This window comes from Natronosporangium hydrolyticum, from assembly GCF_016925615.1.
Classification (GTDB): domain Bacteria; phylum Actinomycetota; class Actinomycetes; order Mycobacteriales; family Micromonosporaceae; genus Natronosporangium; species Natronosporangium hydrolyticum.
Window position 1 is genome coordinate 889,668 of sequence record NZ_CP070499.1, and the last position, 23,713, is coordinate 913,380.

At 70.1% G+C, this 23,713-nt stretch carries 25 protein-coding genes; 18 read left to right on the top strand and 7 right to left on the bottom strand.

Annotated elements, in window-relative coordinates; genetic code table 11:
• Positions 1-9: 9 nt before the first annotated feature.
• From JQS43_RS04120 to truA, 3 genes are all read left to right on the top strand, one after another.
• The gene (locus JQS43_RS04120; RefSeq protein ID WP_239677721.1) at positions 10-1,080 is read left to right on the top strand and encodes a DNA-directed RNA polymerase subunit alpha; all 1,071 of its coding nucleotides are present in this window, start codon (positions 10-12) and stop codon (positions 1,078-1,080) included.
• 72 nt (positions 1,081-1,152) lie between these two features.
• Positions 1,153-1,704, top strand: coding sequence for a 50S ribosomal protein L17 (gene rplQ, locus JQS43_RS04125; protein ID WP_239677722.1), 552 nt, complete (start codon positions 1,153-1,155; stop codon positions 1,702-1,704).
• A complete protein-coding gene (truA, locus tag JQS43_RS04130; RefSeq protein ID WP_239677723.1) occupies positions 1,701-2,537 on the top strand; it encodes a tRNA pseudouridine(38-40) synthase TruA in 837 nt (278 codons plus the stop codon). Before rplQ ends, truA begins: the two co-directional genes overlap by 4 nt.
• A 23-nt stretch (positions 2,538-2,560) precedes the next feature.
• On the opposite strand, the gene JQS43_RS04135 is transcribed toward truA, so the two are convergent.
• Positions 2,561-3,385 carry a hypothetical protein gene (locus tag JQS43_RS04135; RefSeq protein WP_239677724.1) on the bottom strand — a complete coding sequence of 275 codons (825 nt, stop codon included), beginning with the start codon at positions 3,383-3,385 and terminating at the stop codon, positions 2,561-2,563.
• A 764-nt stretch (positions 3,386-4,149) separates the two neighbouring features.
• Here JQS43_RS04135 and JQS43_RS04140 point away from each other — a divergent pair.
• The 4 genes from JQS43_RS04140 (at position 4,150) to ctaD (ending at position 7,914) form a co-directional block, all read left to right on the top strand.
• Complete coding sequence (locus JQS43_RS04140; RefSeq protein ID WP_239677725.1) at positions 4,150-4,776, top strand: class I SAM-dependent methyltransferase; 627 nt, start codon at positions 4,150-4,152, stop codon at positions 4,774-4,776.
• A gap of 17 nt (positions 4,777-4,793) precedes the next feature.
• The gene (locus tag JQS43_RS04145; protein ID WP_239677726.1) at positions 4,794-5,624 is read left to right on the top strand and encodes an aldo/keto reductase; all 831 of its coding nucleotides are present in this window, start codon (positions 4,794-4,796) and stop codon (positions 5,622-5,624) included.
• Entirely contained in the window at positions 5,617-6,054 is a 438-nt protein-coding gene (locus tag JQS43_RS04150) for an NUDIX hydrolase (protein WP_239677727.1), read from the top strand. Before JQS43_RS04145 ends, JQS43_RS04150 begins: the two co-directional genes overlap by 8 nt.
• 72 nt (positions 6,055-6,126) lie before the next feature.
• A complete protein-coding gene (gene ctaD, locus JQS43_RS04155; protein WP_239677728.1) occupies positions 6,127-7,914 on the top strand; it encodes an aa3-type cytochrome oxidase subunit I in 1,788 nt (595 codons plus the stop codon).
• 4 nt (positions 7,915-7,918) lie between these two features.
• Here the strand turns inward: ctaD and JQS43_RS04160 are convergent, their stop codons facing one another.
• On the bottom strand, positions 7,919-8,473 hold the full coding sequence (locus JQS43_RS04160) for an isochorismatase family protein (protein ID WP_239677729.1): 555 nt from the start codon (positions 8,471-8,473) through the stop codon (positions 7,919-7,921).
• Positions 8,470-9,753, bottom strand: a complete 1,284-nt coding sequence (locus JQS43_RS04165) for a nicotinate phosphoribosyltransferase (RefSeq protein WP_239677730.1) — start codon at positions 9,751-9,753, stop codon at positions 8,470-8,472. The genes JQS43_RS04160 and JQS43_RS04165 overlap by 4 nt, the downstream gene beginning before the upstream one ends.
• A gap of 137 nt (positions 9,754-9,890) precedes the next feature.
• On the opposite strand from JQS43_RS04165, the gene clpS reads away from it, so the two are divergent.
• The 5 genes from clpS (at position 9,891) to JQS43_RS04190 (ending at position 12,537) form a co-directional block, all read left to right on the top strand.
• On the top strand, positions 9,891-10,181 hold the full coding sequence (clpS, locus tag JQS43_RS04170) for an ATP-dependent Clp protease adapter ClpS (RefSeq protein WP_239677731.1): 291 nt from the start codon (positions 9,891-9,893) through the stop codon (positions 10,179-10,181).
• A 2-nt stretch (positions 10,182-10,183) separates the two neighbouring features.
• Positions 10,184-10,678, top strand: coding sequence for a DUF2017 domain-containing protein (locus JQS43_RS04175; protein WP_239679308.1), 495 nt, complete (start codon positions 10,184-10,186; stop codon positions 10,676-10,678).
• A 72-nt stretch (positions 10,679-10,750) separates the two neighbouring features.
• On the top strand, positions 10,751-11,212 hold the full coding sequence (locus JQS43_RS04180) for a M67 family metallopeptidase (protein WP_420847678.1): 462 nt from the start codon (positions 10,751-10,753) through the stop codon (positions 11,210-11,212).
• Positions 11,213-11,262: 50 nt separating this feature from the next.
• Positions 11,263-11,562: a MoaD/ThiS family protein gene (locus JQS43_RS04185; RefSeq protein WP_239677733.1), complete on the top strand. Its 300-nt coding sequence runs from the start codon at positions 11,263-11,265 to the stop codon at positions 11,560-11,562.
• Between the two features lie 12 nt (positions 11,563-11,574).
• Positions 11,575-12,537, top strand: a complete 963-nt coding sequence (locus JQS43_RS04190; protein ID WP_239677734.1) for a PLP-dependent cysteine synthase family protein — start codon at positions 11,575-11,577, stop codon at positions 12,535-12,537.
• Positions 12,538-12,627: 90 nt separating this feature from the next.
• On the opposite strand, the gene JQS43_RS04195 is transcribed toward JQS43_RS04190, so the two are convergent.
• From JQS43_RS04195 to JQS43_RS04205, 3 genes are all read right to left on the bottom strand, one after another.
• On the bottom strand, positions 12,628-14,850 hold the full coding sequence (locus JQS43_RS04195; protein WP_239677735.1) for a hypothetical protein: 2,223 nt from the start codon (positions 14,848-14,850) through the stop codon (positions 12,628-12,630).
• Between the two features lie 163 nt (positions 14,851-15,013).
• On the bottom strand, positions 15,014-16,417 hold the full coding sequence (locus tag JQS43_RS04200; protein ID WP_239677736.1) for an ATPase domain-containing protein: 1,404 nt from the start codon (positions 16,415-16,417) through the stop codon (positions 15,014-15,016).
• On the bottom strand, positions 16,414-17,112 hold the full coding sequence (locus tag JQS43_RS04205) for a MerR family transcriptional regulator (RefSeq protein WP_239677737.1): 699 nt from the start codon (positions 17,110-17,112) through the stop codon (positions 16,414-16,416). Before JQS43_RS04205 ends, JQS43_RS04200 begins: the two co-directional genes overlap by 4 nt.
• A 139-nt stretch (positions 17,113-17,251) precedes the next feature.
• Here JQS43_RS04205 and JQS43_RS04210 point away from each other — a divergent pair, with 139 nt between their 5' ends.
• The 4 genes from JQS43_RS04210 (at position 17,252) to glmM (ending at position 20,221) form a co-directional block, all read left to right on the top strand.
• Positions 17,252-17,593, top strand: coding sequence for an STAS domain-containing protein (locus tag JQS43_RS04210; protein ID WP_239677738.1), 342 nt, complete (start codon positions 17,252-17,254; stop codon positions 17,591-17,593).
• 116 nt (positions 17,594-17,709) lie between these two features.
• Positions 17,710-18,177: a 50S ribosomal protein L13 gene (gene rplM, locus JQS43_RS04215; protein WP_239677739.1), complete on the top strand. Its 468-nt coding sequence runs from the start codon at positions 17,710-17,712 to the stop codon at positions 18,175-18,177.
• Between the two features lie 233 nt (positions 18,178-18,410).
• Positions 18,411-18,854 carry a 30S ribosomal protein S9 gene (gene rpsI / locus JQS43_RS04220; protein ID WP_275581075.1) on the top strand — a complete coding sequence of 148 codons (444 nt, stop codon included), beginning with the start codon at positions 18,411-18,413 and terminating at the stop codon, positions 18,852-18,854.
• A complete protein-coding gene (gene glmM, locus JQS43_RS04225; protein WP_420847650.1) occupies positions 18,854-20,221 on the top strand; it encodes a phosphoglucosamine mutase in 1,368 nt (455 codons plus the stop codon). Before rpsI ends, glmM begins: the two co-directional genes overlap by 1 nt.
• Before the next feature lie 99 nt (positions 20,222-20,320).
• Here glmM and JQS43_RS04230 read toward each other — a convergent pair whose 3' ends face one another.
• Entirely contained in the window at positions 20,321-20,956 is a 636-nt protein-coding gene (locus JQS43_RS04230; protein ID WP_239677741.1) for a hypothetical protein, read from the bottom strand.
• Positions 20,957-21,063: 107 nt separating this feature from the next.
• Here JQS43_RS04230 and JQS43_RS04235 point away from each other — a divergent pair, with 107 nt between their 5' ends.
• Together JQS43_RS04235 and glmS are read left to right on the top strand one after the other, a co-directional pair.
• On the top strand, positions 21,064-21,717 hold the full coding sequence (locus JQS43_RS04235; RefSeq protein ID WP_239677742.1) for an HAD family hydrolase: 654 nt from the start codon (positions 21,064-21,066) through the stop codon (positions 21,715-21,717).
• A 40-nt stretch (positions 21,718-21,757) separates the two neighbouring features.
• Entirely contained in the window at positions 21,758-23,662 is a 1,905-nt protein-coding gene (glmS, locus tag JQS43_RS04240; RefSeq protein WP_239677743.1) for a glutamine--fructose-6-phosphate transaminase (isomerizing), read from the top strand.
• The last annotated feature ends 51 nt before the right edge of the window (positions 23,663-23,713 follow it).

Sequence of the window (23,713 nt, forward strand, 5' to 3'; positions counted from 1 at the left end):
GAACAACAAGTGCTCATCACCCAACGGCCCACCCTCTCCGAGGAGCCGATCAACGAGACGCGGTCTCGGTTCATCATCGAGCCGCTGGAGCCGGGCTTCGGCTACACGCTCGGCAACTCCATGCGCCGTACCCTGCTCAGCTCGATCCCCGGCGCGGCGGTGACGTCGATCAAGATCGACGGCGTGCTGCACGAGTTCACCACGATCCCCGGTGTCAAGGAGGACGTGGTCGAGCTGGTCATGAACATCAAGGAGCTGTGTGTCAGCTCCGAGCACGACGAGCCGGTCTCGATGTACCTGCGGAAGCAGGGTCCGGGCGAGGTAACCGCGGCGGACATCCAGCCACCGGCCGGCGTCAGCGTCCACAACGGCGACGTCCGGTTGGCGACCCTGAACGCGAAGGGTCGGCTGGACATGGAGCTGACCGTGGAGCGCGGGCGCGGCTACGTCAGCGCCGCGCAAAACAAGCAGCCGAACGCGGAGATCGGCCGGATCCCGGTGGACTCGATCTACTCGCCGGTGATGAAGGTGACCTACCGGGTGGAGGCCACCCGGGTCGAGCAGCGGACCGACTTCGACAAGCTGATCCTGGACGTCGAGACGAAGCCGTCGGTAACGCCGCGTACCGCGCTGGCGTCGGCCGGTTCCACCCTGGTGGAGCTCTTCGGTCTCGCGCGCGAGCTGGACGAGACCGCCGAGGGCATCGACATCGGGCCGTCGCCGCAGGACGCGCAGCTCGCCGCCGATCTGGCGTTGCCGATCGAGGAGCTCGACCTCACCGTCCGCTCGTACAACTGCCTCAAGCGGGAGGGGATCGATTCGGTCGGCGAGCTGATCGGCCGGACCGAAGCGGACCTGCTGGACATCCGCAACTTTGGCCAGAAGTCGATCGACGAGGTCAAGATGAAGCTGGCCGGGATGGGCTTGGGCCTCAAGGATTCGGCGCCGGCGTTCGACCCGTCCGAGGCGGTCGACACCTACGGTGAGGTCGAACTGCCCAGCGGCGGGGCCGAGTACCCCGCGGCTGAGCCGGCCGAGGACGAGTACGAGGAAGACTTCCGCGAGACCGAGCAGCTTTAGGCAGCTGTAGCCGTCGCACAGCTGCCACCCGAGCAGCTGGCCCGGCCGGCCGTTTAGTAATGAGGAGTACCGATGCCCAGGCCCACTAAGGGAAGCCGTCTCGGCGGCACCCCCGCTCACGAGCGACGGATGCTGGCCAACCTGGCCACGTCGCTGTTCCGCCACGGTCGGATCAGCACCACGGAGACCAAGGCGAAGCGGCTGCGCCCGTTCGCCGAGCGGCTCATCACCAAGGCGAAGCGGGGCGACCTGCACGCCCGCCGTCAGGTGGTCTCGGTGGTGAAGGACCGGGACGTGAGCACCGCGCTCTTCGACGAGATCGGCCCGCGGTACGCGGCTCGGCCGGGTGGCTACACCCGGATCGTCAAGACCGGTCCGCGTCGGGGCGACGCGGCGCCGATGGCGATCATCGAGCTGGTCGAGCCGATGGTGGAGGCGCCGGCCGCGGCCGGCGCGAGCGGGAGCCGGCGCGCCGCGAAGGAGGAGTCGGTGGCGGTGCTCGCCGGCGACACCGAGGACGCGCCGACCAGCGCCAGCGAGCCGGGGTCCGCGGCGGCGACCGAGCCGGCGGCGAGCGCCGAGACCGGTGCGGCCGAGACCGAGGACTCCGACCGCAAGGCGTGACCGACGGACGGGTCCGCGTCCGGCTGGATGTGGCCTACGACGGTACGGACTTCCACGGCTGGGCGGTCCAGCAGGACCGCCGGACCGTGGCGGGCGTGCTGCTGGTGGGCCTGCGGCAGCTTCTCGGCGACGAGGGCGCGGCAGGCCTGACAGTAGCCGGCCGGACCGATGCCGGAGTGCATGCGACCGGTCAGGTTGCCCATGTGGATGTAATCGCCCCGGCGTGGCAGACACGCCGGGGCGATCTGCTGCGTCGACTGGCCGGAGTGCTGCCGCCGGACGTCCGGGTCACCGCGGCGACCGAGGTCGGATTCGACTTCGACGCGCGGTTCTCGGCCCTGTCGCGCCGTTACGAGTACCGGGTGAGTGACGCACCGTACGGTGTGGATCCGCTCCGGCGGCACGACACCCTGCGATGGCGGTGGCCGCTGGAGCTGGCACGTTTGAATCAGGCCGCCGCCGGGTTGGTCGGCGAGCACGACTTCGCGGCCTACTGCCGCCGGAACCCGAACCGGACCACCGTCCGGGCAATCACCGAGCTGGCGTGGCGCCGCGACCCGGACGGAGTGCTGGTCGCGACCGTGGCCGCAGACGCCTTCTGCCAGTCCATGGTGCGCAGCCTGGTCGGTGGCATGCTGCTCGCCGGTGACGGCACTCGACCGGTGGAGTGGCCGGCGCAGCTACTCACCCGGCGGGAAAGGGCCGGCGAGGTGCGGGTAGTGGGGCCGCACGGGCTGACCCTGGTGGCGGTGGGCTATCCGGACCCCGAAGCGTGGGCGGCGCGGGCGCTAGCGACCCGCCGGGTGCGGACGTTGACGATCGAGCCGGCGTAGCGCTGCCTGGCGGAGGTCGCTCGCTACTCGCCTTCCGACTCCTGCTCGCCGTCGGAGTCGGAGTCCGGATCGGCTTCGGCTGGGTCGGCCGGCGTCGCCAGCTCCGGGTTGGGTTGGGTAGCACGTTCGTCCAGCACGTTGCTGCGTAGATGGACCTCGATCAGGTCCCAGCTGATCAGCTCCGCGAACCGGCTGTCGGCGTTGCCGAACGGTTCGCCGTCCGAGCGGGCGATGACCGCGTACATCAGGTAGTGGCCGCGGTAGTCCCAGAACAGCACCGTCTCCGAGAGGACGATCGGTTCGGTGCCGTCGCCCGCCAACATGCCGAGGAACCGGCCGGTGCCCTCCTCGATCAGCGGTTTGATGTCCTCGTACGCCTGCTCCGCCCCCGCCTGGTCGGCGAGGTTGACGATGCCGGCGGTCACCAGGTAGCCGTCGGTGGGTGATTCGAGGGTGGCCCGGACGACCTGGCTGCAGTCGAGTTCGCCGAGCAGAGTCGCCATGCCGTCGGCGGCGACCGCGCTGCAATCCTCGGTCTCCTGGGTGGCGAGTACCTGGTATGGCGGCTCGGCGGGGTTGATGACGACCTCGTCGTCGGGGAAGACCTCCGCCACCGTGAGCGGCTCCGGGTCGTTCTCCCGGGAGCTGATGTCGCGGGGGATCACCGGGCTGGGCGGTGGCGCGGTGGCCTGTGAACTCCGGCCGGCCAACTCCTCCTGGACCATGAAATAGCTGAAGATGCCGCAGGTGGAGAGCACGGCGAGGACGCTGAGACTGGCGATGCCGAGATACCACCACCGAGTCCGGCCCGACCGCGGCGGTGGTGGCGGCGCGGGCGGAAGTGCCACCCGACCGGGCGGGGTGCTGGGCGGTGCGGCTCGGCCCGGTGGGGCGGCGGGGGGTGCGGCTCGGCCCGGTGGGGCGGCGGGCGGTGCGGCTCGGCCCGGTGGGGCGGCGGGCGGTGCGGCGCGCCCGGAGGTCTTGGTGGGGGGTGCGGCTCGGCCGGGTAAAGCCTTGGCCGGGGTAGGCCTCCCCGGCAGCGCCTGATTCGGTGCGGGCGTCCGGCCGGGGGAGCCAGGGCCGGGCGAACCAGGGGTGGGCGAACGAGGGCCGGCGGCGGGTGCTCGGCCGGAGCCGGGCGGGCCGGCCCCGACGCCCGGCGGGCCAGCCGCGGGCGGTGGCGAACCGGCGGCGGGTGGGCGGCGCGGGGCCGGTAGCCGTAGCTGCTGACCAGGGTCGGGCGGGTCCGGTCGGGGGTGACGCGGCCCACGGGGTCCCCCCGGTGGGAGCGCGGCTGGGGAGTGAGGGCGCCCGCCCTCTAACTCGTGGCGGCGGGTCACCGCCGGCTCATCGGTGGGTGACCGGGGCGGTGGCGGCGGCTCGGCCGGCTGACCACGGCGTCTAGGCGGGCCCTGGTCTGCCGGCGTCGATGGCTCGCCGCGACGGGGGGGTGTTTCGGGGGGTCGTCGCGGGGGTAAGCCACCAGGTTCTGAGCCTGCCCGGCGCGTCATGGCGCCTAGCGTAGCGAACCGGCGGCGGCTGCTGGTCGCCCGGCAGCCACTACATTCGATCCAGGCCGATTGGAGTAACGGCCGATTGGAATACTGGTCGGGTGAGGCACTACTTTTCGCCGGAGCAACCGGCCGCCCCTAGCCGTGAGCGTACGATCCGGTTTCAGGCCGGGGGTCGGGACTTCGAGTTGACCACCTCCGGTGGTGTTTTCTCGGCGGACCGGCTGGACCCGGGCACTGCGGTGCTGTTGCGCAAAGCACCTTTGCCGGCGGTGGCGGAACCAGGTCCGCTGCTCGATGTGGGGTGTGGCTACGGGCCGATCGCCGCGGTGCTGGCTTGTGCGGCACCGCGGGCCGAGGTCTGGGCGGTGGACGTGAATCCGCGGGCCCGCGAGCTGACGGCCCGGAACGCCGCCGCGTTGGGCGTCGGGGAGCGGGTGCGGGTGGTCGCTCCGGAGGAGGTGCCGAGCGACCTGAGGTTCCGGCAGGTGTGGAGCAACCCACCGGTGCGGGTGGGTAAGCCGGAGCTCCACACCATTCTGGGTCGATGGTTGCCGACGCTGACGCCGGACGGGGTAGCGTGGCTGTTGGTCTCGCGCCACCTGGGCGGTGACTCCCTCCAGCAGTGGCTGTCACGCCAGGGGTGGGCGGCGGGCCGGCACGCCAGCCAGCAGGGCTACCGGGTGCTGCGGGTGACCAGGTCCGCAGGCTCCGGCGCCGCCGGGTGACGGGAAGGACGCTTGCCATGCCGGAGATCCCGGACGTGCTGCTCAACAATGGGGTCCGGATGCCGCAGCTCGGGTTCGGGGTCTACCGGATCCCGGACGACGAGGCGGCCGGTGCGGTGGCGGCGGCGCTCGACGCGGGCTACCGCAGCATCGACACCGCCAGCCTGTACCGCAACGAGGCCGGCGTGGGTCGGGCGGTCGCGGCGGCCGCGGTGCCCCGGGCGGAGCTGTTCATCACCACCAAGGTGTGGAACGACGACCAGGGGTACGACGCGACCATGCGCGCGTTCGACGCCAGCCTGGCGCGGTTGGGCCTGGACTATCTCGACCTATACCTGATCCACTGGCCGGTGCCGGCGCGGGACCGATACGTCGAGACGTGGCAGGCGATGGAGAAGCTGGTCGAGCAGGGGCGGGTCCGCGCGATCGGGGTCTCGAACTTCCAGCCGGCGCACCTGGAGCGGTTGCGACGGGAGACCGCGACCATGCCCGCGGTCAACCAGGTTGAGCTGCATCCGTTTCTGCAGCAGGCGGAGGTGCGGGCCTACCACGACGAGCATCACATCGCGACCGAGGCGTGGAGTCCGCTGGCGAAGGGCGGCGACGCGCTGGAGCATCCCACGATCACCGGCTTGGCCAGCAAGCATGGCCGTACGCCGGCGCAGGTGGTTTTGCGCTGGCAGCTGCAGCTCGGCAACATCGCGATCCCCAAGTCGGTGACGCCGGGCCGGATGCAGCAGAATCTGGCGGTCTTCGACTTCACGTTGGCGCCGGAGGAGCTCGCGGCGATGGGCCGGCTGGACCGGGGCGGACGGCTCGGCCCGGACCCGGATACCCACGGTGCCTAGCGACCCTGCCGGGCCGGCCGCCGGCCAGCGCGAGGCGGTGGTGGCGGTGGTGGCGCGGGCGGGTCAGGTGTTGGTGATCCGGCGCGGTCCGCAAGCGGTCTTCTCGGGTTACTGGGCGCCGTTGAGCGGCAAGGTCGAGCCGGGCGAGGGGCAGGCGGCCGCGGTCGTCCGCGAGGTGCGTGAGGAGGTCGGGCTGGCGGTCCGGCCGCTGGGTCGGGTGTGGGAGTCGCAGACCCACGACGGGGGGTTCCGGCTGTTCTGGTGGCTGGCCGAGGTGCTGCCCGGCGCGGGCGACCTGCACCCCGACCCGGGTGAGGTCAGCGCGGTCCGCTGGCTGCGCCCTACGGAGTTCGCGACGTTGTCGCCCACCTTCGCCGGCGACCGCGAGTTCTTCACTGAGATCCTGCCCGGGTTGTCGCTGCCGCGCTGATCATCGCTGCGCACCCGCCGATCGCCCGACCCGGGGCGGGCCCGGCGTGGCCGGGCCGCTATTCTGCCCCTCGTGACCACCGTTGCCCCGAAGCCGATCGAGACTCGGCCCTACCCGGTTCACCAGCCGGTCAAGGGCTCCGCGCTGGCGCGCATGCTCCGGACCACCGATGCCAAGCAGATTGGCATCATGTATATGACCACCGCGTTCGCCTTCTTCTTGATCGGCGGCGCGATGGCGCTGGTGATGCGGGCCGAGCTCGCCCAGCCGGGGATGCGGTTCCTCTCCCCGGAGCAGTACAACCAGCTCTTCACCATGCACGGCACGATCATGCTGTTGCTGTTCGCGACGCCGATCGTGTTCGCGTTCGCCAACTACATCGTGCCGATCCAGATCGGCGCGCCGGATGTGGCGTTCCCGCGGTTGAACGCGCTGGCCTACTGGTTGTTCGCGTTCGGTGGCACGGTGGTGTTGCTGGGCTTCTTGACTCCGGGCGGGGCCGCCGACTTCGGCTGGTTCGCTTATGCGCCGCTGAACAGCGCGATCCACACGCCCGGTGTGGGTGCCGACCTGTGGATCACCGGGCTGGCGATCTCCGGCCTCGGCACCATCCTGGCCGCCGTCAATATGATCACCACGATCGTGACGCTGCGGGCGCCCGGCATGACGATGTTCCGGATGTCCATCTTCACCTGGAACATCCTGGTCACCTCGGTGCTGGTGCTGATGGCGTTCCCGATCCTGACCGCGGCGCTGCTGGCGCTGCTGTCGGACCGGATTCTCGGCTCGCACGTCTTCGATCCGGCGACCAACGGGCCGATCCTGTGGCAGCACCTGTTCTGGTTCTTCGGCCATCCCGAGGTCTACATCGTGGCGTTGCCGTTCTTCGGCATCGTCTCGGAGATCATCCCGGTCTTCAGCCGGAAGCCGATCTTCGGCTACAAGATGCTGGTGCTGGCGACGATCGCGATCGGTGCGCTCTCGATGAGCGTGTGGGCCCACCACATGTTCGCCACCGGCCAGGTGCTGCTGCCCTTCTTCGCCTTCTTGTCGTTCCTGATCGCAGTACCGACCGGGATCAAGTTCTTCAACTGGATCGGCACGATGTGGCGAGGACAGTTGACGTTCGAGTCACCGATGCTCTTCTCGATCGGGTTCCTGGTCACCTTCCTGCTGGGTGGCCTCTCCGGGGTGTTGCTGGCGAGCCCGCCGGTCAACTGGCACGTCTCGGACACCTACTTCGTGGTGGCCCACTTCCACTACGTGCTCTTCGGCACCATCGTCTTCGCGGTCTATGCCGGCATCTACTTCTGGTTCCCGAAGATGACTGGGCGGATGCTCGACGAGCGGCTCGGCCGGATTCATTTCTGGCTGACCATGGTCGGGTTCCACACCACCTTCCTGGTGCAGCACTGGCTGGGTAACGAGGGCATGCCCCGGCGGTACGCCGACTACTTGGCCAGCGACGGGTTCAACACCCTGAACATGATCTCGTCGATCGGCGCGTTCGTGCTGGGCGTCTCGACGCTGCCCTTCCTCTACAACGTGTGGAAGTCGTACAAATCCGGCCGGGTGGTGCAGGTCGACGACCCGTGGGGGCACGGCGCCTCGTTGGAGTGGGCGACCAGCTGCCCGCCGCCGCTGCGCAACTTCGACCGGATGCCGCGGATCCGCTCGGAACGGCCGGCGTTCGACGCGAAGTTCCCGCACCTCGTTCCGTATTACACCACCGCCGCGGCGGAGCCGCCGGGGCCGATGGGCGGCGACTCGGCGCGGCCAGGCGAACGGGCCGAAGGCGAGCCGGAGGCTGGCCAGGAGTCCGCCGGTGGCGAGGCGAGCGGCGGCGAGCAGCGCCCCTGAGCGCTTAGACCAGCGTGACCCCGGCCTCCTGCATCCGCTGGAGCGCCTTGTCGATGGTCTCGGGCAGCACGCCCGCGGTCAGGTTGAGCAGCACCGTGGTGGCGAAGCCTTCGGCGACGCTGTCCAGCGCGGTGGCGAGCACACAGTGGTCGGTGGCGATACCGACGATCTCGACCTCGGTGACGTCGTGCATCCGCAGCCAGGCGGCGAGGCCGATGCTGCCGGTGGCGCCTTCGAAGCCAGAGTAGGCGGGTTCGTACTCGCCCTTGGTGAAGGTCGCCTCGATCCGGTCGGTGTCGAGTTCCGGGTGGAACTCTGCCCCGGCGGTGCCGACCAGGCAGTGCGGTGGCCAACTATCCACAAAGTCAGGTTCTTCGGCGAAATGATCACCCGGTTCGATGTGGTGGTCCTTGGTCGCCACGACGTGATCCCATCGGTCCGGCCGATCGTGCAGTGCGGCGGAGATGCCGGCGGCTACCGCGCCGCCGCCCCGGACCGCCAACGACCCGCCTTCGCAGAAGTCGTTCTGGACGTCGGTGATGATCAGTGCACGGCTCATCGGTCTCCTCCCATCATGGTCACCGGGATCGCTGGCTCCCCGGCCGAGAGCTTCAACCCTTCCCACGGTACGGCGACGAGCTCGGCGCGGAGGTGTTCGCGGGACTCGGCGAGCGTGGGTAGGTCCCGGGCCGGTTCGCCAGCGATGAGATACGGGCGCTGCAGCAGCCGGTCGTGCGGTGCCGGCTCCGGCGCTCCGCGGGATGCCACCACCTCCTCGGTGGCGGTCCCGGTGGGTTTGTGTCGGCGGACCGCGGTCTTCCGGCCGCCGATGGTGGCTTTGTGCTCGGAGCGTTTCACCACCGGTCGCCCGTCGACCTCGACCAGCTTGTAGACGAGCTCCGCGGTGGGGGCGCCGGAGCCGGTGACCACCGAGGTGCCGGCGCCGTAGGCGTCGACGGGCTCGGCGGCGAGCGCGGCGATGGCGTGCTCGTCAAGGTCACCGGAGACGATGATCTTGGTGTCGACGGCCCCGAGGGAGTCGAGCAGTTGGCGGGACTGCCGGGCCATCATCGACAGGTCGCCCGAGTCGATCCGGATGGCGCCCAGGCCGGGGCCGGCCACCGCGACCGCCCGCCGGATGCCCTCACTGATGTCGTAGGTGTCGACCAGCAGCGTCGTCTGTTTGCCCAGCGCCGCGACCTGGCCGGCGAAGGCGGCGGCCTCGTCGTCGTGGAGCAGCGTGAAGGCGTGGGCAGCGGTGCCGGCGGTGGGGATGCCGTACCGGTGCCCAGCAGCGAGGTTGGAGGTGGCGCCGAAGCCTGCCAGGTAGGCGGCGCGGGCGCAGGCAACGGCGGCCTCCTCGTGGGTGCGGCGGGAGCCCATCTCGATCAGCCGTCGCCCGCGGGCGGCGGTCACCATCCTGGCCGCCGCCGCGGCGACCGCGCAGTCGTGGTTGAGCACCGAGAGCACCAGGGTCTCTAGGACCACGCACTCGGCGAAGGTGCCGGTGACGGTGAGGATTGGCGAGCCCGGGTAGTAGAGCTCACCCTCGGCGTAGCCGTGGATGTCGCCGGTGAACCGGTAGTCGGCCAACCATCGCGCGGTCTGGTCGTCGACCACGCCGGCGTCGCGGAGGTAGGCCAGCTCCGCCGGGTCGACCCGGCAGTCGGCCAGGGCGGCCAGCAACCGGCCGGTGCCGGCGACCACGCCGTACCGCCGCCCGGTGGGCAGTCTGCGGGCGAACACCTCGAAGACGCAGCGCCGATCGGCGCTGCCGTCTCGCAGCGCGGCGCTGAGCATGGTGAACTCGTAGCGATCGGTAAAGAGTGCGGTGCTCACGTTCCTCCCCGAAACAGCGGTCCCGGAACCAGTCTATTCATGGCGGTCGGCGGGCGATCGTGCGAAGAGCGGGAAACCGGTCAGAAAAGGCGTGAAGCACTAGCCACCGACCCGGTGGTGCGTGGCATGCTGGGGGCATGACGACACCGCAGGTCGCTCCCGTTGAGGCTCCGGATTCAGCGGAGATCCCGGAGGCGGACCGGCCGTGGGTCACCATCGTGTGGAACGATCCGGTCAACCTCATGTCGTACGTCACCTGGGTGTTCCAGAAGCTGTTCGGTTACAGCCGGGAGCAGGCAGAGCGGCTGATGCTCGATGTTCATCACAAGGGCCGGGCGGTGGTCTCCAGCGGCGCCCGGGAACGCATGGAGTACGACGCCTCGCAGCTGCACGGGCACGGCCTCTGGGCCACCGTCGATAAGTCGTGAGCATGTTTCAGCGACAGGGTGAGCTCTGCGTGGCCCGGTTCTCGCCCGATGAGGTGAATGTCCTGCGTAAGGTCGCCGCCGAGGTGGTGGAGCTGTTGACGGACGGGTTCGACCGGTCGGATCCGGTGGTCGACCGGCTCTTTCCGGAGGTCTATCCGGGGCGGTCGGAGGATGCTGCTGAGTTTCGCCGCTACACCGAGGGTGAGTTGAAGACCAGCAAGATTGATCAGGCGGGGGCGATCCTGGCGACGCTGCCGTCGAGCGGTGGCGGTGACGTGACGCTCGATGGTGAATCCGCGGACGCGTGGCTCCGGGCGCTGAACGATGTTCGGCTGGCGCTCGGGGTCCGGCTGGAGGTTCAGGACGAGACGAGCCTGGAGGTGGAGCTGGATGAGGCGGTGCTGCGGGACCCCACCTCGTCGCGGGTCTACCAGTTGTCGGTCTACGCCTATCTGGGGTATTTGCAGGAGTCGTTACTCGAGGCGCTGCAGACGTGACAACGGTCACTCCTGCACCGCCCGCCGCCGCCGGGTAGCCTGTAATCCGTGCTGCGGATCGATCAGGAGCTGATGGCGGCGATCGTCGCCCACGCCCGCCGGGACCACCCGGACGAGGCGTGTGGTGTCGTGGCCGGCCAAGCTGGCTCGGACACCCCTACCCGGCATATCCCGATGGCGAACGCCGAGCGGTCCAGCACCTTCTACCGGTTCGACTCGATGGAGCAGTTGCGGGTGTGGCGGGAGATGGACGATCGGGATGAAGAGCCCATCGTCATCTACCATTCGCACACCGCGACCGAGGCGTATCCTTCGCGTACCGATGTGAACCTGGCGGCCGAGCCGGGGGCGCACTATCTGCTCGTGTCGACCCGCGAGCCGGACGTGACGGAGATCCGCTCCTACCGGATCGTCGACGGCGAGGTGACCGAGGAGCCGGTGCAGCTGACCGGCGACCCGGTGGACGGCACCGCGGTGCAGTCGTACAAGTTCGGGCATAGCCCGACCGTGGTCGACTACGAGTGTCGAGCCTGAGCCGCGCCCGCCTTCTTCCCATCCGTTGTCCCGATCAGGAGCTTTCCTTCATGTCTATCGATGTTCGAATCCCGACGATCCTGCGTTCCCACACCGGTGGCGCGAAGTCGGTCGAGGGGGCCGGTGAGACCCTCGCCGAGCTGCTCGCCGACCTGGATTCCCGGCATTCCGGGCTGCGGGGCCGGTTGGTCACCGAAGAGGGGTCGTTGCACCGCTTCGTCAACGTGTACGTCAACGACGAGGACGTTCGGTTCCTCGGCGCGTTGGAGGCGAAGCTCTCCGACGGCGACACGGTGACGATCCTGCCCGCTGTGGCCGGCGGTGCGCTCGGCTCTCCGCCGGCCGAGTAACTGGGTCGCGCCATGCGCTACGACTCGCTCTTGGATGCCTCCGGCGGCACCCCGCTGGTCGGGTTGCCGCGGCTGGCGCCGGCGGTGCCGGAAGGCGCACCGCCGGTGCGACTGTGGGCGAAGCTGGAGGACCGTAACCCCACGGGTTCGGTAAAGGACCGGGCGGCGCTGTGGATGGTCCGCGCCGCCGAGGCGGCCGGCACACTCCGCCCCGGAGACACGATCCTCGAACCCACCAGCGGCAACACCGGGATCTCGCTGGCGATGGTGGCGACGCTTCGGGGGTACCGCCTGGTCTGTGTGATGCCGGAGAACGTCTCGGCCGAGCGGGTGCAGCTGCTCCGAATGTACGGCGCGGAGATCATCTTCTCGCCAGCGGCGGGCGGCTCCAACCAGGCGGTGGCGACGGCGAAGCAGCTGGCCGAGGAGCATCCGGACTGGGTGATGCTTTACCAGTACGGCAACGAAGCCAATGCCCGGGCTCACTATGAGACCACCGGCCCCGAGCTGCTGGAGGATCTGCCCACCATCACCCACTTCGTGGCCGGGCTCGGCACCACCGGCACCCTCATGGGGGTGGGCCGGTATCTGCGGGAGAAGGTCGACGGCATCGAGATCGTCGCGGCCGAACCCCGCTACGGCGAGCTGGTGTACGGGCTGCGCAATATCGACGAGGGCTATGTTCCCGAGCTGTACGACGCGACCGTGCTGACTCGACGGTTCTCGGTCGGCACCCGGGACGCGGTGCTGCGGACTCGGCAACTGGTAGAGGTCGAAGGCCTCTTCGTCGGGTTTTCCACCGGGGCCGTCCTGCACGCCGCCCTCGCGATGGCCCACCAGGCGGTCAAGGAGGGGCGCCGTGCGGACGTGGCGTTCCTGGTCGCCGACGCGGGCTGGAAGTACCTCTCGACCGGCGCCTATACGGGCACCTTGGCCGACGCGGAGCAGGCGCTTGAGGGTCAGCTCTGGGCGTAACCCGGCCACCACGGTCGGCTTTGGCCGCATCGGAGTTGGCCAGCGGGGTCGGATGGACCTTGCTGGCCAACTCTGCGGGAACCCCGCCGGTTAGTCCTCGCGGTCCCGTTTGAGGCGTCGACGGACCTTCGCCGGCTCTGATTCTTCGTCCTTGCCAGCGAGCGACGTGATCCAGTCGATGTGTTCTTCGTCGTAACGTTGCCGCCGCCGTTTCGGTTCGGGCGCGGCAGCTTCGCCGGCCTCCGGGGTGGCCTGCGGATCCACCTCAGCTTCGTCGTCCGGACCGGCTACCGTAACCGGCTCCGGGCCGGAGTCGGCCGGCGCGGGCGCTGCCCCGGTGGGTTCCGGGTCAGCGTTGGTGGGCGCGGGGACGCTGGGGCTGATGGCGGCCAGCCGCTCGGCCCACGGAGTTCGGGGGCGGGGAACCGGCGATGGCGCCGGTTCCGGGGGCGTCGCCGCCGGTTCCGGGGGCTGCGGGGCGAACTCCGGCGGCAAATTCGCCGGCCGGCTAGCGGCCGGGGTGGCCGGCTCGGCCCAGGGCGCGGCCGGGGTGGCCGGCTCGGCCCAGGGCGCGGCCGAGGTAGCCGGCTCGGCCCAGGGCTCGGCCGCGCCTGCGGCCTGGGTGGACCTGAGCGGGTCGTCGGTGGGGTCGGCTACCGGCTCGCTGGGGCTCGCTGAGTCGGCGGGCTCGCTAGGGCTCGCAGGGTCGGCCACCGGATCGGCTCCGGTCGCGGCGGGGTCGGCGTCGCCGGCTCGGCGCTTCCGGCCCAACCAGCGGCGGCGTTTCGGCGGTTCCGCCGGAGCGGCGATCGTCGGTGGATCTACCGGGGCCGAGACCGTCGGCGGGGCCTCAGGCTGGTCGTCCAGGGCCGGGCCGGCGGAGTTGGCCCCGGGTGCGTCCGTCGGCACGGCTGCATCCGTCGGCTCGGCGATCGACCAACCAGCCAGGTCCGGCTCGGCGGCGGGCGGGGCCGCGGGCGAGGTCGGCTCCGGGGTGGTCGTCGTTCCGGAGACCGACCCGGCGGGGCGCTTTCGCCGCCCCAGGCGCCACCGAGACTGTCGGGCGCCGGCGGGCGGGTCGGCGACGTCCGGGACCGGCACCGGAACGGCCGGGTCGGGCTGCTGGTCGGCCGCTGCGAACTCGGCGGTCTCCGAGGTTGCGTCCGATGGGGCGGGTGGGGCAGGGGCCGGTGGTGTCGAGGCCGCCGTCGGCGGATCGTCCGGGACCTGGAAGCGGGCCCAATCTGGCGGGTCGAACTGAGGCGCCCGCGGGGCCCACGGGTCCTGGTCGGCCGCGGTCGGCGGGTGGGCCGCCGGTTCGTCGGCGACCGGTGGCCAGATCGGAGCGGTCGGTGTGGCGTCACCGTCCGGTGGGGCCGGATCGGCGGCCGGGATGGTCTGGGTGGTGTCGGCGTCGGCTAGTGAGTCAGCCGCCGCGGGAGTATGCGAATCGGTGGTCGTGACATTGCCGCGGTCAGGAAGTCTGACTATGCCGACCAGTAACGACGTCAGCAACCCGGTCGCCACCCCGACCAGCGCGCCGGCGTAGGGCGAGGTCTGCAGGTCCCCGCCGTCCGCGCCGGGCGACCCGATCAGGTAGGTCGCAGCCAGTAGCGCTGGGGCGGCCGCCGTCGCCGACGCGGTCTGCAGCGGCGGCAGCCCGCGGGTCCGGGCGGCGGCTGCGAGGCCGCCGCAGATCAACAACGCCAGCAGCGGCGGGGTAAGGATCGCGATGATCCGTTGGGCGTCGCCGAACGCGGCGAGCTCCAGCACCGCTAGTCGTACCTCGGGCAGCTGGGCGCTCGCCGGTAGCGACGGGGCGGTCGAGATCAGGGCGAGCAGCCACACCACACCGATCATGAGTGTGGTGCTGACCGCGGCGAGTCGGATAGTTAGCACCACTACTGCGGCCACGACACCGACCAGTGCCCCCAGCGCGGCGGTCAGTGTGGCCTCCAGCGCGGGGGAGGCGGCGGGGCGGCCGAGGAGCTCCGCGCCGCTGGCCGGCAGCGAAGCCAGCGGTGCGACCACCGTCGCGCCGACCCCGGCGACGACCGCGGCGGCGGCCTTCCCGGCGAGCGTGAGCGGGGCGCCGTACCGGTTGGCCAGCGAGCTGGCCGCCGCCGCGCCCGCGAGGGTTGCGAGGATCGCGAACCAGGCGACCCAGGTCAGTTGCGCCGACCACAGGCCGTCCGAGGCGAACTCGCGCTGAAACCGGAGCAGCCCAAGCCCGTAGCCCAGTCCAAGTTGACCAGCCCCGGCAACCGCGCCGATACCCAACGCCGTCCCGAGCACCCGTCCCCACCGACGCATCTGGTCGGTCTGAGCTGGGGATGGGCGCCAACGGGCGCCGGCGGAGCGGAGTGCCCGCCGTGCGGAACCAAACGCCATGCCGGGGAGGGTACGGCGCGGGCGCGACCCGCGCCACCCCGCGTCCACCCGACTCGCACGGCCGTTGCTCACGGTATTGGTCACGTCACGAGGGCAGGGGGAAGGGTGGCTGGCCGGCGGTGAGCACGATCCCCTTGGGGGTGATCTCAAACTCCCGTACTCGCAGGTCATGGGTGCTGGTCCGGGTCTTGAGCACGGTCAGCGTGCGGTTGACCGTGGTCGCGAGGCCGGTGTACTGCAGTAGCACCACGTTGTCGACCAGGTGGGTGGGGCTGTTCTCGGTGAGCCGGCTGATGCCGACCAGCTCTGGCAGGTCCATGGTCGCCATCAGGCTGACCCCGGCGGCGGCGAGCCGGTGCAGCAGAGCGTAGAGGTAGGTGCGGAACTCGACCGGGTTGTTGGTGGCGAGTTGCAGGTCGCTAAGGCTGTCGACCAGGATCCGGGTGGCACCGGTCTTGGCGACCGTGTCGAGTAGTTGGTAAGCCCACTCGTCAAGGTGGAGATTGACCGGGCTGCGGTACATCACCGTGACCGGGCTCTCCTTGATCGACCAACCGAAGGTGGCGGCGAGCTGCTCCAGCTGGGCCGGGCGTTCCTGGAGCGTGGCGATGAGCCCGCGTTCACCCGCCGCTACCCCGCCGAAGACGAAGTGCAGGCCCATCAAGGTCTTGCCGGAGCCGGGCGGCCCCGCGACGACCGTGGTGGCGCCCGGTCGGTAGCCGTCGCTGAGCATGTCGTCCAGCGCCTGGATGCCGGAGGAGAGCCGCCGAGTGTTGTCGACCGGCCGGAACCGCTGCGGTTGCTCCCGCGGGTCCACCAGTCGGGGGAAGACCTGCAGCCCTTCGGTGGTGATCCGGTACGCGTGCTCGCCCGGCCGGAAGTCGCTGCCGCGAAGCTTGCGCACTTGTATGGACCGGAACCGGGACTCCTGCGTCGGGCCCTCGGTGAGCGAGATGATCGAGTCTGCGACGGCGAACTCGGGCGCCACTGCGGTCTCGCTCTCTTCGTACTCGCCGACCCAGAGCGAGGTCACCGGGAACGCGCTGACCGTCCCGGCGAGGGTGTGGAGAAACCGGCGGAACTCGCCCTCATCCTCCGCGTACGGGTGGAGCGCCTTGAAGCTGTCGATCACCATGATGCCGGGGCGCATCTCGCGTAGCAGTGAGCGAACCCGGTCGAGCACTCCGGAGAGTCCTTGCTGGGCGAGGACTTCGCCGAGGTCGTCGTATCGGACTCGGCCGCCGACAGCGGTCGGTTCGAAGAACGACAGGGTCTGGCCGAACCGGAGGATCTTCTCCAGCGGCTCCGAGACGGTGGAGAGATAGATCGCGGGCTGCTCTTCGGTGGCGGTGTGGAAGATGCACTGCTGCGCCAGGACGGTTTTGCCGGTGCCGGGCAGCCCGATGACCAGGTTTATCGCATTGCGTGGGAAACCACCGCCGAGCACCGCGTTGAGGGCGCTGCTGCCGGTGGCGAGCCGGTCGGTCATGGCGTGGCCCTTTCTCGTCGGAGGAAGGCGCTGTCGCCGAGCAGGTCCCGGACGGCCGAGACCAACTGCAGGGGTTCGATCGGCTTGGGCAGGAACGCCGAAGCCCCGGCGCTGAGGGCCGAGTCGCCGAGTCGGAGGGTGCAGATGGCCAGGATGGGGCCGTGCCCCTGCTCGTGGAGCTGTCGACAGAGCTCTACGCCCCGCCCGGCCGAGATCATGAGGTCCACGATCACCAGGTCCGGGCTGGCGCTAGCCTTGCTGAGGGTGTCGTCGAAATCCATCGCGAGCGATACCGCGTAACCTTCGGTGCGGAGGAAGTACTCCGAGAACTCGGCCGCGAACGGGTCCCGTTCAGCGAGCAGGATGAGTAGCGAGTTGCCGCCGCTCGCGAGTGGTTGCCCGTCCGGAGCCTGGATGCGTTCCCGCAGGAGCCGGTGCGCGTCGGAGGGGGAGAGGCCCGCTGCGACCTGGTCGGCGAGGTATCGGAGCTGCTCGACCTGGTCGCGGGAGTAGAGCCGGTGGCCTCCCTCACTGCGGGTGGGGACGACCACGCCATACCGCTCATGCCAGGTGCGCAGTGTGGGCGTGGGGACGTTGACCATCCGGGCGACCGCGCCGATGCTGTACAGCGGCTGGCCGCTGATCTCCTGATCGCCCGAGTCAGGAGCGGTCGGTGTTGGTCCGCTGCCCGCCATGTGCCCATCGTAGTGGTGTACCACATAATTACTCAACATTTGGGCAACACCTATTGACCAGGGTTCTTCATCGCGCCTAGCATCAACAATATCTACTCACCCAGCATGGATGTACCGTGCGTCCCGCGAAGGAGTTCCCGTGGCGGAAGGGACCATTGCTGAACCGTTGCGCATCACGGTTCAGCCGACGGCCGGCGGGGCGGTGCGGCTCGCTGTCTTCGGCGTGGTGGACCTGGCCACGGCGCCGCAGCTGCGCACCACCGTGCTCGCGCACATCCACGCCCCGCGACGCCCCACCGGAGTGGAACTCGACCTCGAAGCGGCCACCTTCATGGACGCGGTCGGGGTCCGGGCACTGCTCGACGGCCACCGCGCCGCGGCGCAGTCCCGCCTGGCGTACACCATCCACAACCCGCGCGGTATGGTTGCGCACATCCTGACGCTCTCCGGCGTCACCGAGGTGCTGTCGATCGTGGGCTAGCCGCACCCATTTTGACCCTCTCCCATGGGTCAAGGTATGCTCTACGGCTGTTGTGCGTGCGGCTGCTGCACCCACGCGTGAACCCAGACCAACGGACCCTGAGGCAAGGTAGACCTGTGCGTACGTACAGCCCGAAGCCGGGCGACATCGAGCGGCAGTGGTATGTGATCGACGCTGCTGACCTGGTGCTGGGCCGGCTCGCCAGTCACGCCGCCACGCTGTTGCGCGGCAAGCACAAGCCGATCTTCGCGCCGCACGCCGACACCGGTGACTATGTGATCATCGTGAACGCGGGCAAGGTGGCGCTGACCGGAAACAAGCGGCGCGACAAGGTCGCCTACCGGCACTCCGGTTACCCGGGCGGCCTCAAGCAAATTGGCTACGAGGAGCTGCTGACCAAGCGCCCCGAACAGGCCGTGCTGCTGGCGATCAAGGGAATGCTGCCCCACAACAAGCTTGGCCGTAAGGTCATCAAGAAGCTCAAGGTGTACGCCGGGCCCGAGCACCCGCACCAGGCCCAGCAGCCGGTGCCGTACGAGATCAAGCACATCGCGCAGGCAGCGCGGGCGGAGGAAGCAGCATGACCGACAGCAGCACCACGCCGGCCGCCGAACCGGCCGCGGAACCGCTGGCCGAGGAGCTCACCGCTCCAACGCGGCCGGATTCCCCGGAGGCCGTTCTCGCGGACGCTCCGGAGGCCGCGGGTTCTTCAGAGACCGTGCCGGGTTCTTCAGAGACCGTGCCGGATTCCCCGGAGGCCGCTCCAACGCGGCCGGATTCCCCGGAGGCCGCTCCAACGCGGCCCAGCCCCACCGAGGTGGCCACCGACACCGCGACCGCCCCGACCGCGACTGCGCGGGCGCGGCGTTCGGCTTCGGGCCTGATCCAGACGGTGGGTCGGCGTAAGGAAGCCATCGTCCGGGTCCGGATCGCTCCCGGCACCGGCAAGATCGTGTGCAACGGCCGGTCGCTGGAGGAGTACTTCCCCAGCAAGGTGCAGCAGCAGCTGATCAAGGATCCGCTGGTGCTGACTGAGCGCGTCGAGTCCGTGGACGTCTTCGCCAACCTGCGAGGTGGCGGGACCACCGGGCAGGCCGGCGCGCTTCGGCTGGCGATCGCGCGGGCGCTCTGCGAGGTGGACTTGGAGCACCGCCCCGCGCTGAAGAAGGCGGGCTTCCTGACCCGGGACGCGCGCGAGATCGAGCGCAAGAAGTACGGCTTGAAGAAGGCGCGGAAGGCGCCTCAGTACTCGAAGCGTTGATGCTGCTCGGCGTGGCCACTCCGCACCGGTTGTTCGGCACCGACGGGGTGCGCGGGCAGGCCAATGTCGAGCTTACGCCCGAGCTGGCCTTGGCGGTGGCGGCGACCGCCGCCGAGGTGCTCGGCGAGGCGACCGCGCACCGGCCACCCGTTGCGGTGGTCGGGCGCGACCCCCGCGCCAGCAGCGAAATGCTGGACGCGGCGGTGGTTGCGGGGCTGGCCAGCGCGGGCGCGCAGGTGATCCGGGTTGGCGTGCTTCCGACACCGGCGGTGGCGCTGCTGACGTCGCAGCTCGACGCCGACCTCGGCGTGATGATCTCGGCGTCGCATAATCCGATGCCGGACAACGGCATCAAGATCTTTGCTGCGGGTGGGCAGAAGCTCCCCGACGAGCTTGAGGATCAGATCGACCAGGCGGTTCGGGCCGGGTCAGGTTGGCACCGGCCGAGCGGCCCGGCGATCGGCCGGATCACCGAGCTCGACGACGGCGCCGACCGTTACCTCACGCACCTCACTGGGACGGTTGCCCAGCCGTTGGCCGGAGTGCAGGTAGTGGTCGACTGCGCCAACGGCGCGGCGGCGGCGGTCGCCCCCGAGGCGTACCGGCGGGCCGGGGCGGAGGTCTACGCGATCCACGCGGCGCCGGATGGTCACAACATCAACGACGGCTGCGGCTCGACCGCGCCCACCTCCTTGGTGGAGACGGTGCGGGCGCGAGGTGCCGACCTCGGGGTGGCGCTCGACGGCGACGCCGACCGGCTGATCGCAGTGGACGCCGCGGGCGAGCTGGTCGACGGTGACCAGATTATGGCGATTCTGGCGTTGGCGATGCGGGAGCGGCGGGAACTCACCGACGACACCCTGGTGGTCACCGTGATGAGCAACCAGGGGCTCCGGCTGGCTATGAACCAGGCCGGCATCCGGCTCGTGGAGACCAAGGTGGGCGACCGGTATGTGCTCGAAGAGCTGCGCAGATCCGGGTACGCCCTGGGCGGTGAGCAGAGCGGGCATGTGGTGATGCCGGCGTACGCGACGACCGGCGACGGCGTGTTGACCGGGCTGCAGCTGATGGCGCAGGTCGCGGCGACCGGCCGTCCGCTGGCGGAGCTGGCGTCGGTGGTGACCAGGTTGCCGCAGGTGCTGTTGAACGTTCCGGTGGCGGATAAGCGGGCGGTCGCCTCGCTGCCGCCGGTGGTGGCGGCTGTGGCGGCGGCGGAGGCGATGCTGGGTGAGGCTGGCCGGGTGCTGCTGCGCCCGTCCGGGACCGAGTCACTGGTTCGGGTGATGGTGGAGGCTCCCACCGCGGAGCAGGCGCGCGCGATCGCCGACGAACTTGCCGCGGCGGTGCGTACCGCCAGCCCGGGCTAGCCGAACGCAAGCGCCAGCCGCGCAGTTGACATCCAGCCCCGCAGTTGACCATGGGGTTAGGGGCCCGGATTGGCCTCGATCATGTACCTAGGTCCATGATCAACGCGCGGGTAGCCTGCGCCGGTAGAGCACGATCAAAAAGGTGACGGCCGCCAGCAGCAGGCCGGCGACCAACGCCGGCTTCGCGCCGAGCCACCCGCGCAGCTCCTGTAACAGCAGCCGGTGTTCCCGGGCGGCGGCCGGGTCGACGAGGACCAGCGCCACGAAGCCTGCCGCCAGCGCCGACGCTGCGGCGATCAGCGCGAACCGCCACCGGCCGGGCAGCCGGAGCCGACGCGCGAGCACCCGGCCCGCGTTGACCAGGGTGTTGGCCCGCAGGATCCGTAGCGTGCCGACGATCTTGGCCAACGTGAGTAGGCGCAGCGCCTGCACCGGCGCGATCGCGTAGATGACCGCCGGTACCGCCACGATGGTGATCAGCAGCGACCATTTGTGGTGTCGCAGCCAGGCCCGCTTGTCGCCGCAGAGCGCCAGCAGCACCATCGTCTCGGCGGTCAGGACGAGCAGCGACGCCCAGTTGAGCGCGTGGCCGGTGAGCTGCCAACCGGGATGGTCGAGCATGGTGAGGAAGACGGCGGGGATCGCGAGGGCGGCGGCGAGGAGCACCGGCACCGCCAGTCGTTGCTCCCAGCGTCGCGCGAGCGCGTCCCGCTCCGGCCGAGTCTGCTGTCGCATCCTCCCCGCTCTCTCTCCCCCGCCGATCATGGACCTTAGTCCATAACCGGCGGGAAAATCCGTACCAAAGTCCATGATCGTTAACCTCGGGCTGGTAAGAGTAGGGGGTGACTCGTGATCTACGTACGGTGATCTTCGATGTGGGCGGGGTGCTGCTCGACTGGGACCCGCGCTACCTCTACCGGCGGTTGTTGCCGGACGAGGCGGCGGTCGAGCGGTTCTTGGCGGAGGTCTGCACCCCCACCTGGAACGCCGAGGTCGACCGGGGCTGGCCGTGGCCGGCGGCGGTGGCTGAGCGCTGCACCGCCTTTCCGGACCACGCGGAGCTGATCACCGCGTACGACGCGCGATGGTCGGAGATGGTCGCCGGGCCGATCGAGGGCACCGTGGCGATCCTGCAGGAGCTGCGGGGCGGACCGGGCCTGTACGCGTTGACGAATTTCTCCACGCCGAAGTTCGCGCAGGTCCGAGCTGAATACCCGTTTTTGTCATGGTTCGCCGGGATTGTAGTCTCGGCCGAGGAGCGGCTGATCAAGCCGGACCCCCGGCTGTACCAGATCCTGTTCGACCGGCATGGGCTCGATCCGGCCGCAGCGGTCTATATCGACGACTCGGTGGCGAACGTCACGACCGCCCGCGAGCTGGGGATGACCGGGCTGCACTTCACCGGCCCGGACCAGCTTAGAGGGGACCTCACGCAGCTGGGGCTGCTGCCGGCCCGGGCAACTTCAATCACTGGTGCTGCGCGAAACCTGGCCTAACGCGCAGAGTCCATGCGCGGAATCGGCTAGGCTGCGGGCCATGTGCGGAATCGTGGGTTACGCCGGGGAGCGCCCGGCGTTGCAGATCGCGTTGGGTGGCCTTCGTCGGTTGGAGTACCGGGGCTACGACTCGGCGGGGGTGGCGGTGGTCGACGGTCACGAGGTCGTCGCCTGTAAACGAGCCGGGAAGCTGGCGAACCTGGAACAGGCGGTGGCGGAGCTCGCGGCGGCCGGCGCCGACCGTGGGCTGGCCACCGGCGCCACCGGCATCGGCCACACCCGGTGGGCGACCCACGGCGGCCCCACCGACCGTAACGCCCACCCCCACTTGTCCGCGGACGGCCGGATCGCGGTCATCCACAACGGGATCATCGAGAACTTCGCCAAGCTCCGGGCGGAGCTGGAGGCCGCCGGGGTCGAGCTGGCCAGCGACACTGACTCCGAGTGTGTGGCGCACCTGCTCTCGGCCGAGCTCGCCGAGTTGGCGACGGCGGACCACGCCGAGCCAGTCGCCGCGAGCGGTGAGTTGGCGGCTGCGATGCGCCGGGTGTGCCGCCGGTTGGAGGGGGCGTTTACGCTGCTCGCGGTCGACGCCACCGCTCCCGGTGTGGTGGTGGGGGCCCGGCGGGATTCGCCGTTGGTGGTCGGCCGGGGCGAGGGCGAGAACTTCCTCGCCAGCGATGTGTCGGCGTTCATCGCCCACACCCGGGAGGCGGTCGAGCTCGGGCAAGATCAGGTGGTGGTGATCACCCCGGCGGGGGTGGAGATCACCGACTTCGCCGGCCGGCCGGCGAAGGGTCGGGACTACCACATCGATTGGGACGCGGCCGCCGCGGAGAAGGGCGGCTACGACTACTTCATGCTCAAGGAGATCGCCGAGCAGCCCCGGGCGGTCGCGGACACGTTGCTGGGTCGGTTCACCGAGCAGGGGTGGATCATGTTGGACGAGGTCCGCCTCTCCGATCAGGACCTCCGTGACGTGGACAAGGTCTTCATCGTCGCCTGCGGCACCGCCTACCACGCCGGGATGGTCGCCAAGTACGCGATCGAGCACTGGACCCGGATCCCGTGCGAGGTGGAGCTGGCCAGCGAGTTCCGGTACCGGGATCCGGTACTGGACCGGTCCACTCTGGTGGTGGCGATCTCGCAGTCCGGCGAGACCATGGACACGCTGATGGCGTTGCGGCACGCCAAGGACCAGAAGGCGCGGGTGCTGGCGATCTGCAACACCAACGGTTCCACCATTCCGCGCGAGTCCGACGCGGTGCTCTACACCCACGCCGGGCCGGAGGTGGCGGTCGCCTCCACCAAGGCGTTCCTCACCCAGCTGGTCGCCTGCTATCTGGTCGGGCTGCACCTTGCCCAGGTACGCGGGGTCAAGTTCGCCGACGAGGTGGCGGCGGTCGTGTCCCAGCTGCAGGCCATGCCCGCGGCGGTGGAGGCGGTGCTGGAGACGATGGAGCCGGTGCGTCACCTCGCCCGGGAGCTGGCCGCCGCGGGGTCGGTGCTGTTCATCGGCCGGCACGTCGGCTATCCGGTGGCGCTGGAGGGGGCGTTGAAGCTCAAGGAGCTGGCGTACATGCACGCCGAGGGGTTCGCCGCCGGTGAACTCAAGCATGGTCCGATCGCCTTGATCGACCAGGGCACTCCGGTGGTGTGTGTGGTGCCGTCACCGGTGGGTCGGGGGGTGCTCCACGACAAGATGGTCTCGAATCTGCAGGAGATCCGGGCCCGGGGCGCCCGCACCATTGTGATCGCCGAGGAGGGCGACGAGGCGGTCACGCCGTACGCCGATCATCTGGTCCGGGTGCCGGTGACGCCGACCTTGTTGGCACCACTGGTGGCCACGGTGCCGCTGCAGGTCTTCGCCTGTGAGATCGCCGCCGCCCGCGGGCACGACGTGGACCAGCCGCGCAACCTGGCCAAGTCGGTGACGGTCGAGTAGCCAACCGGCGGCGCGGCGCGGCTCGGCCGGCGGATCTTCGGCGCCGGTAGG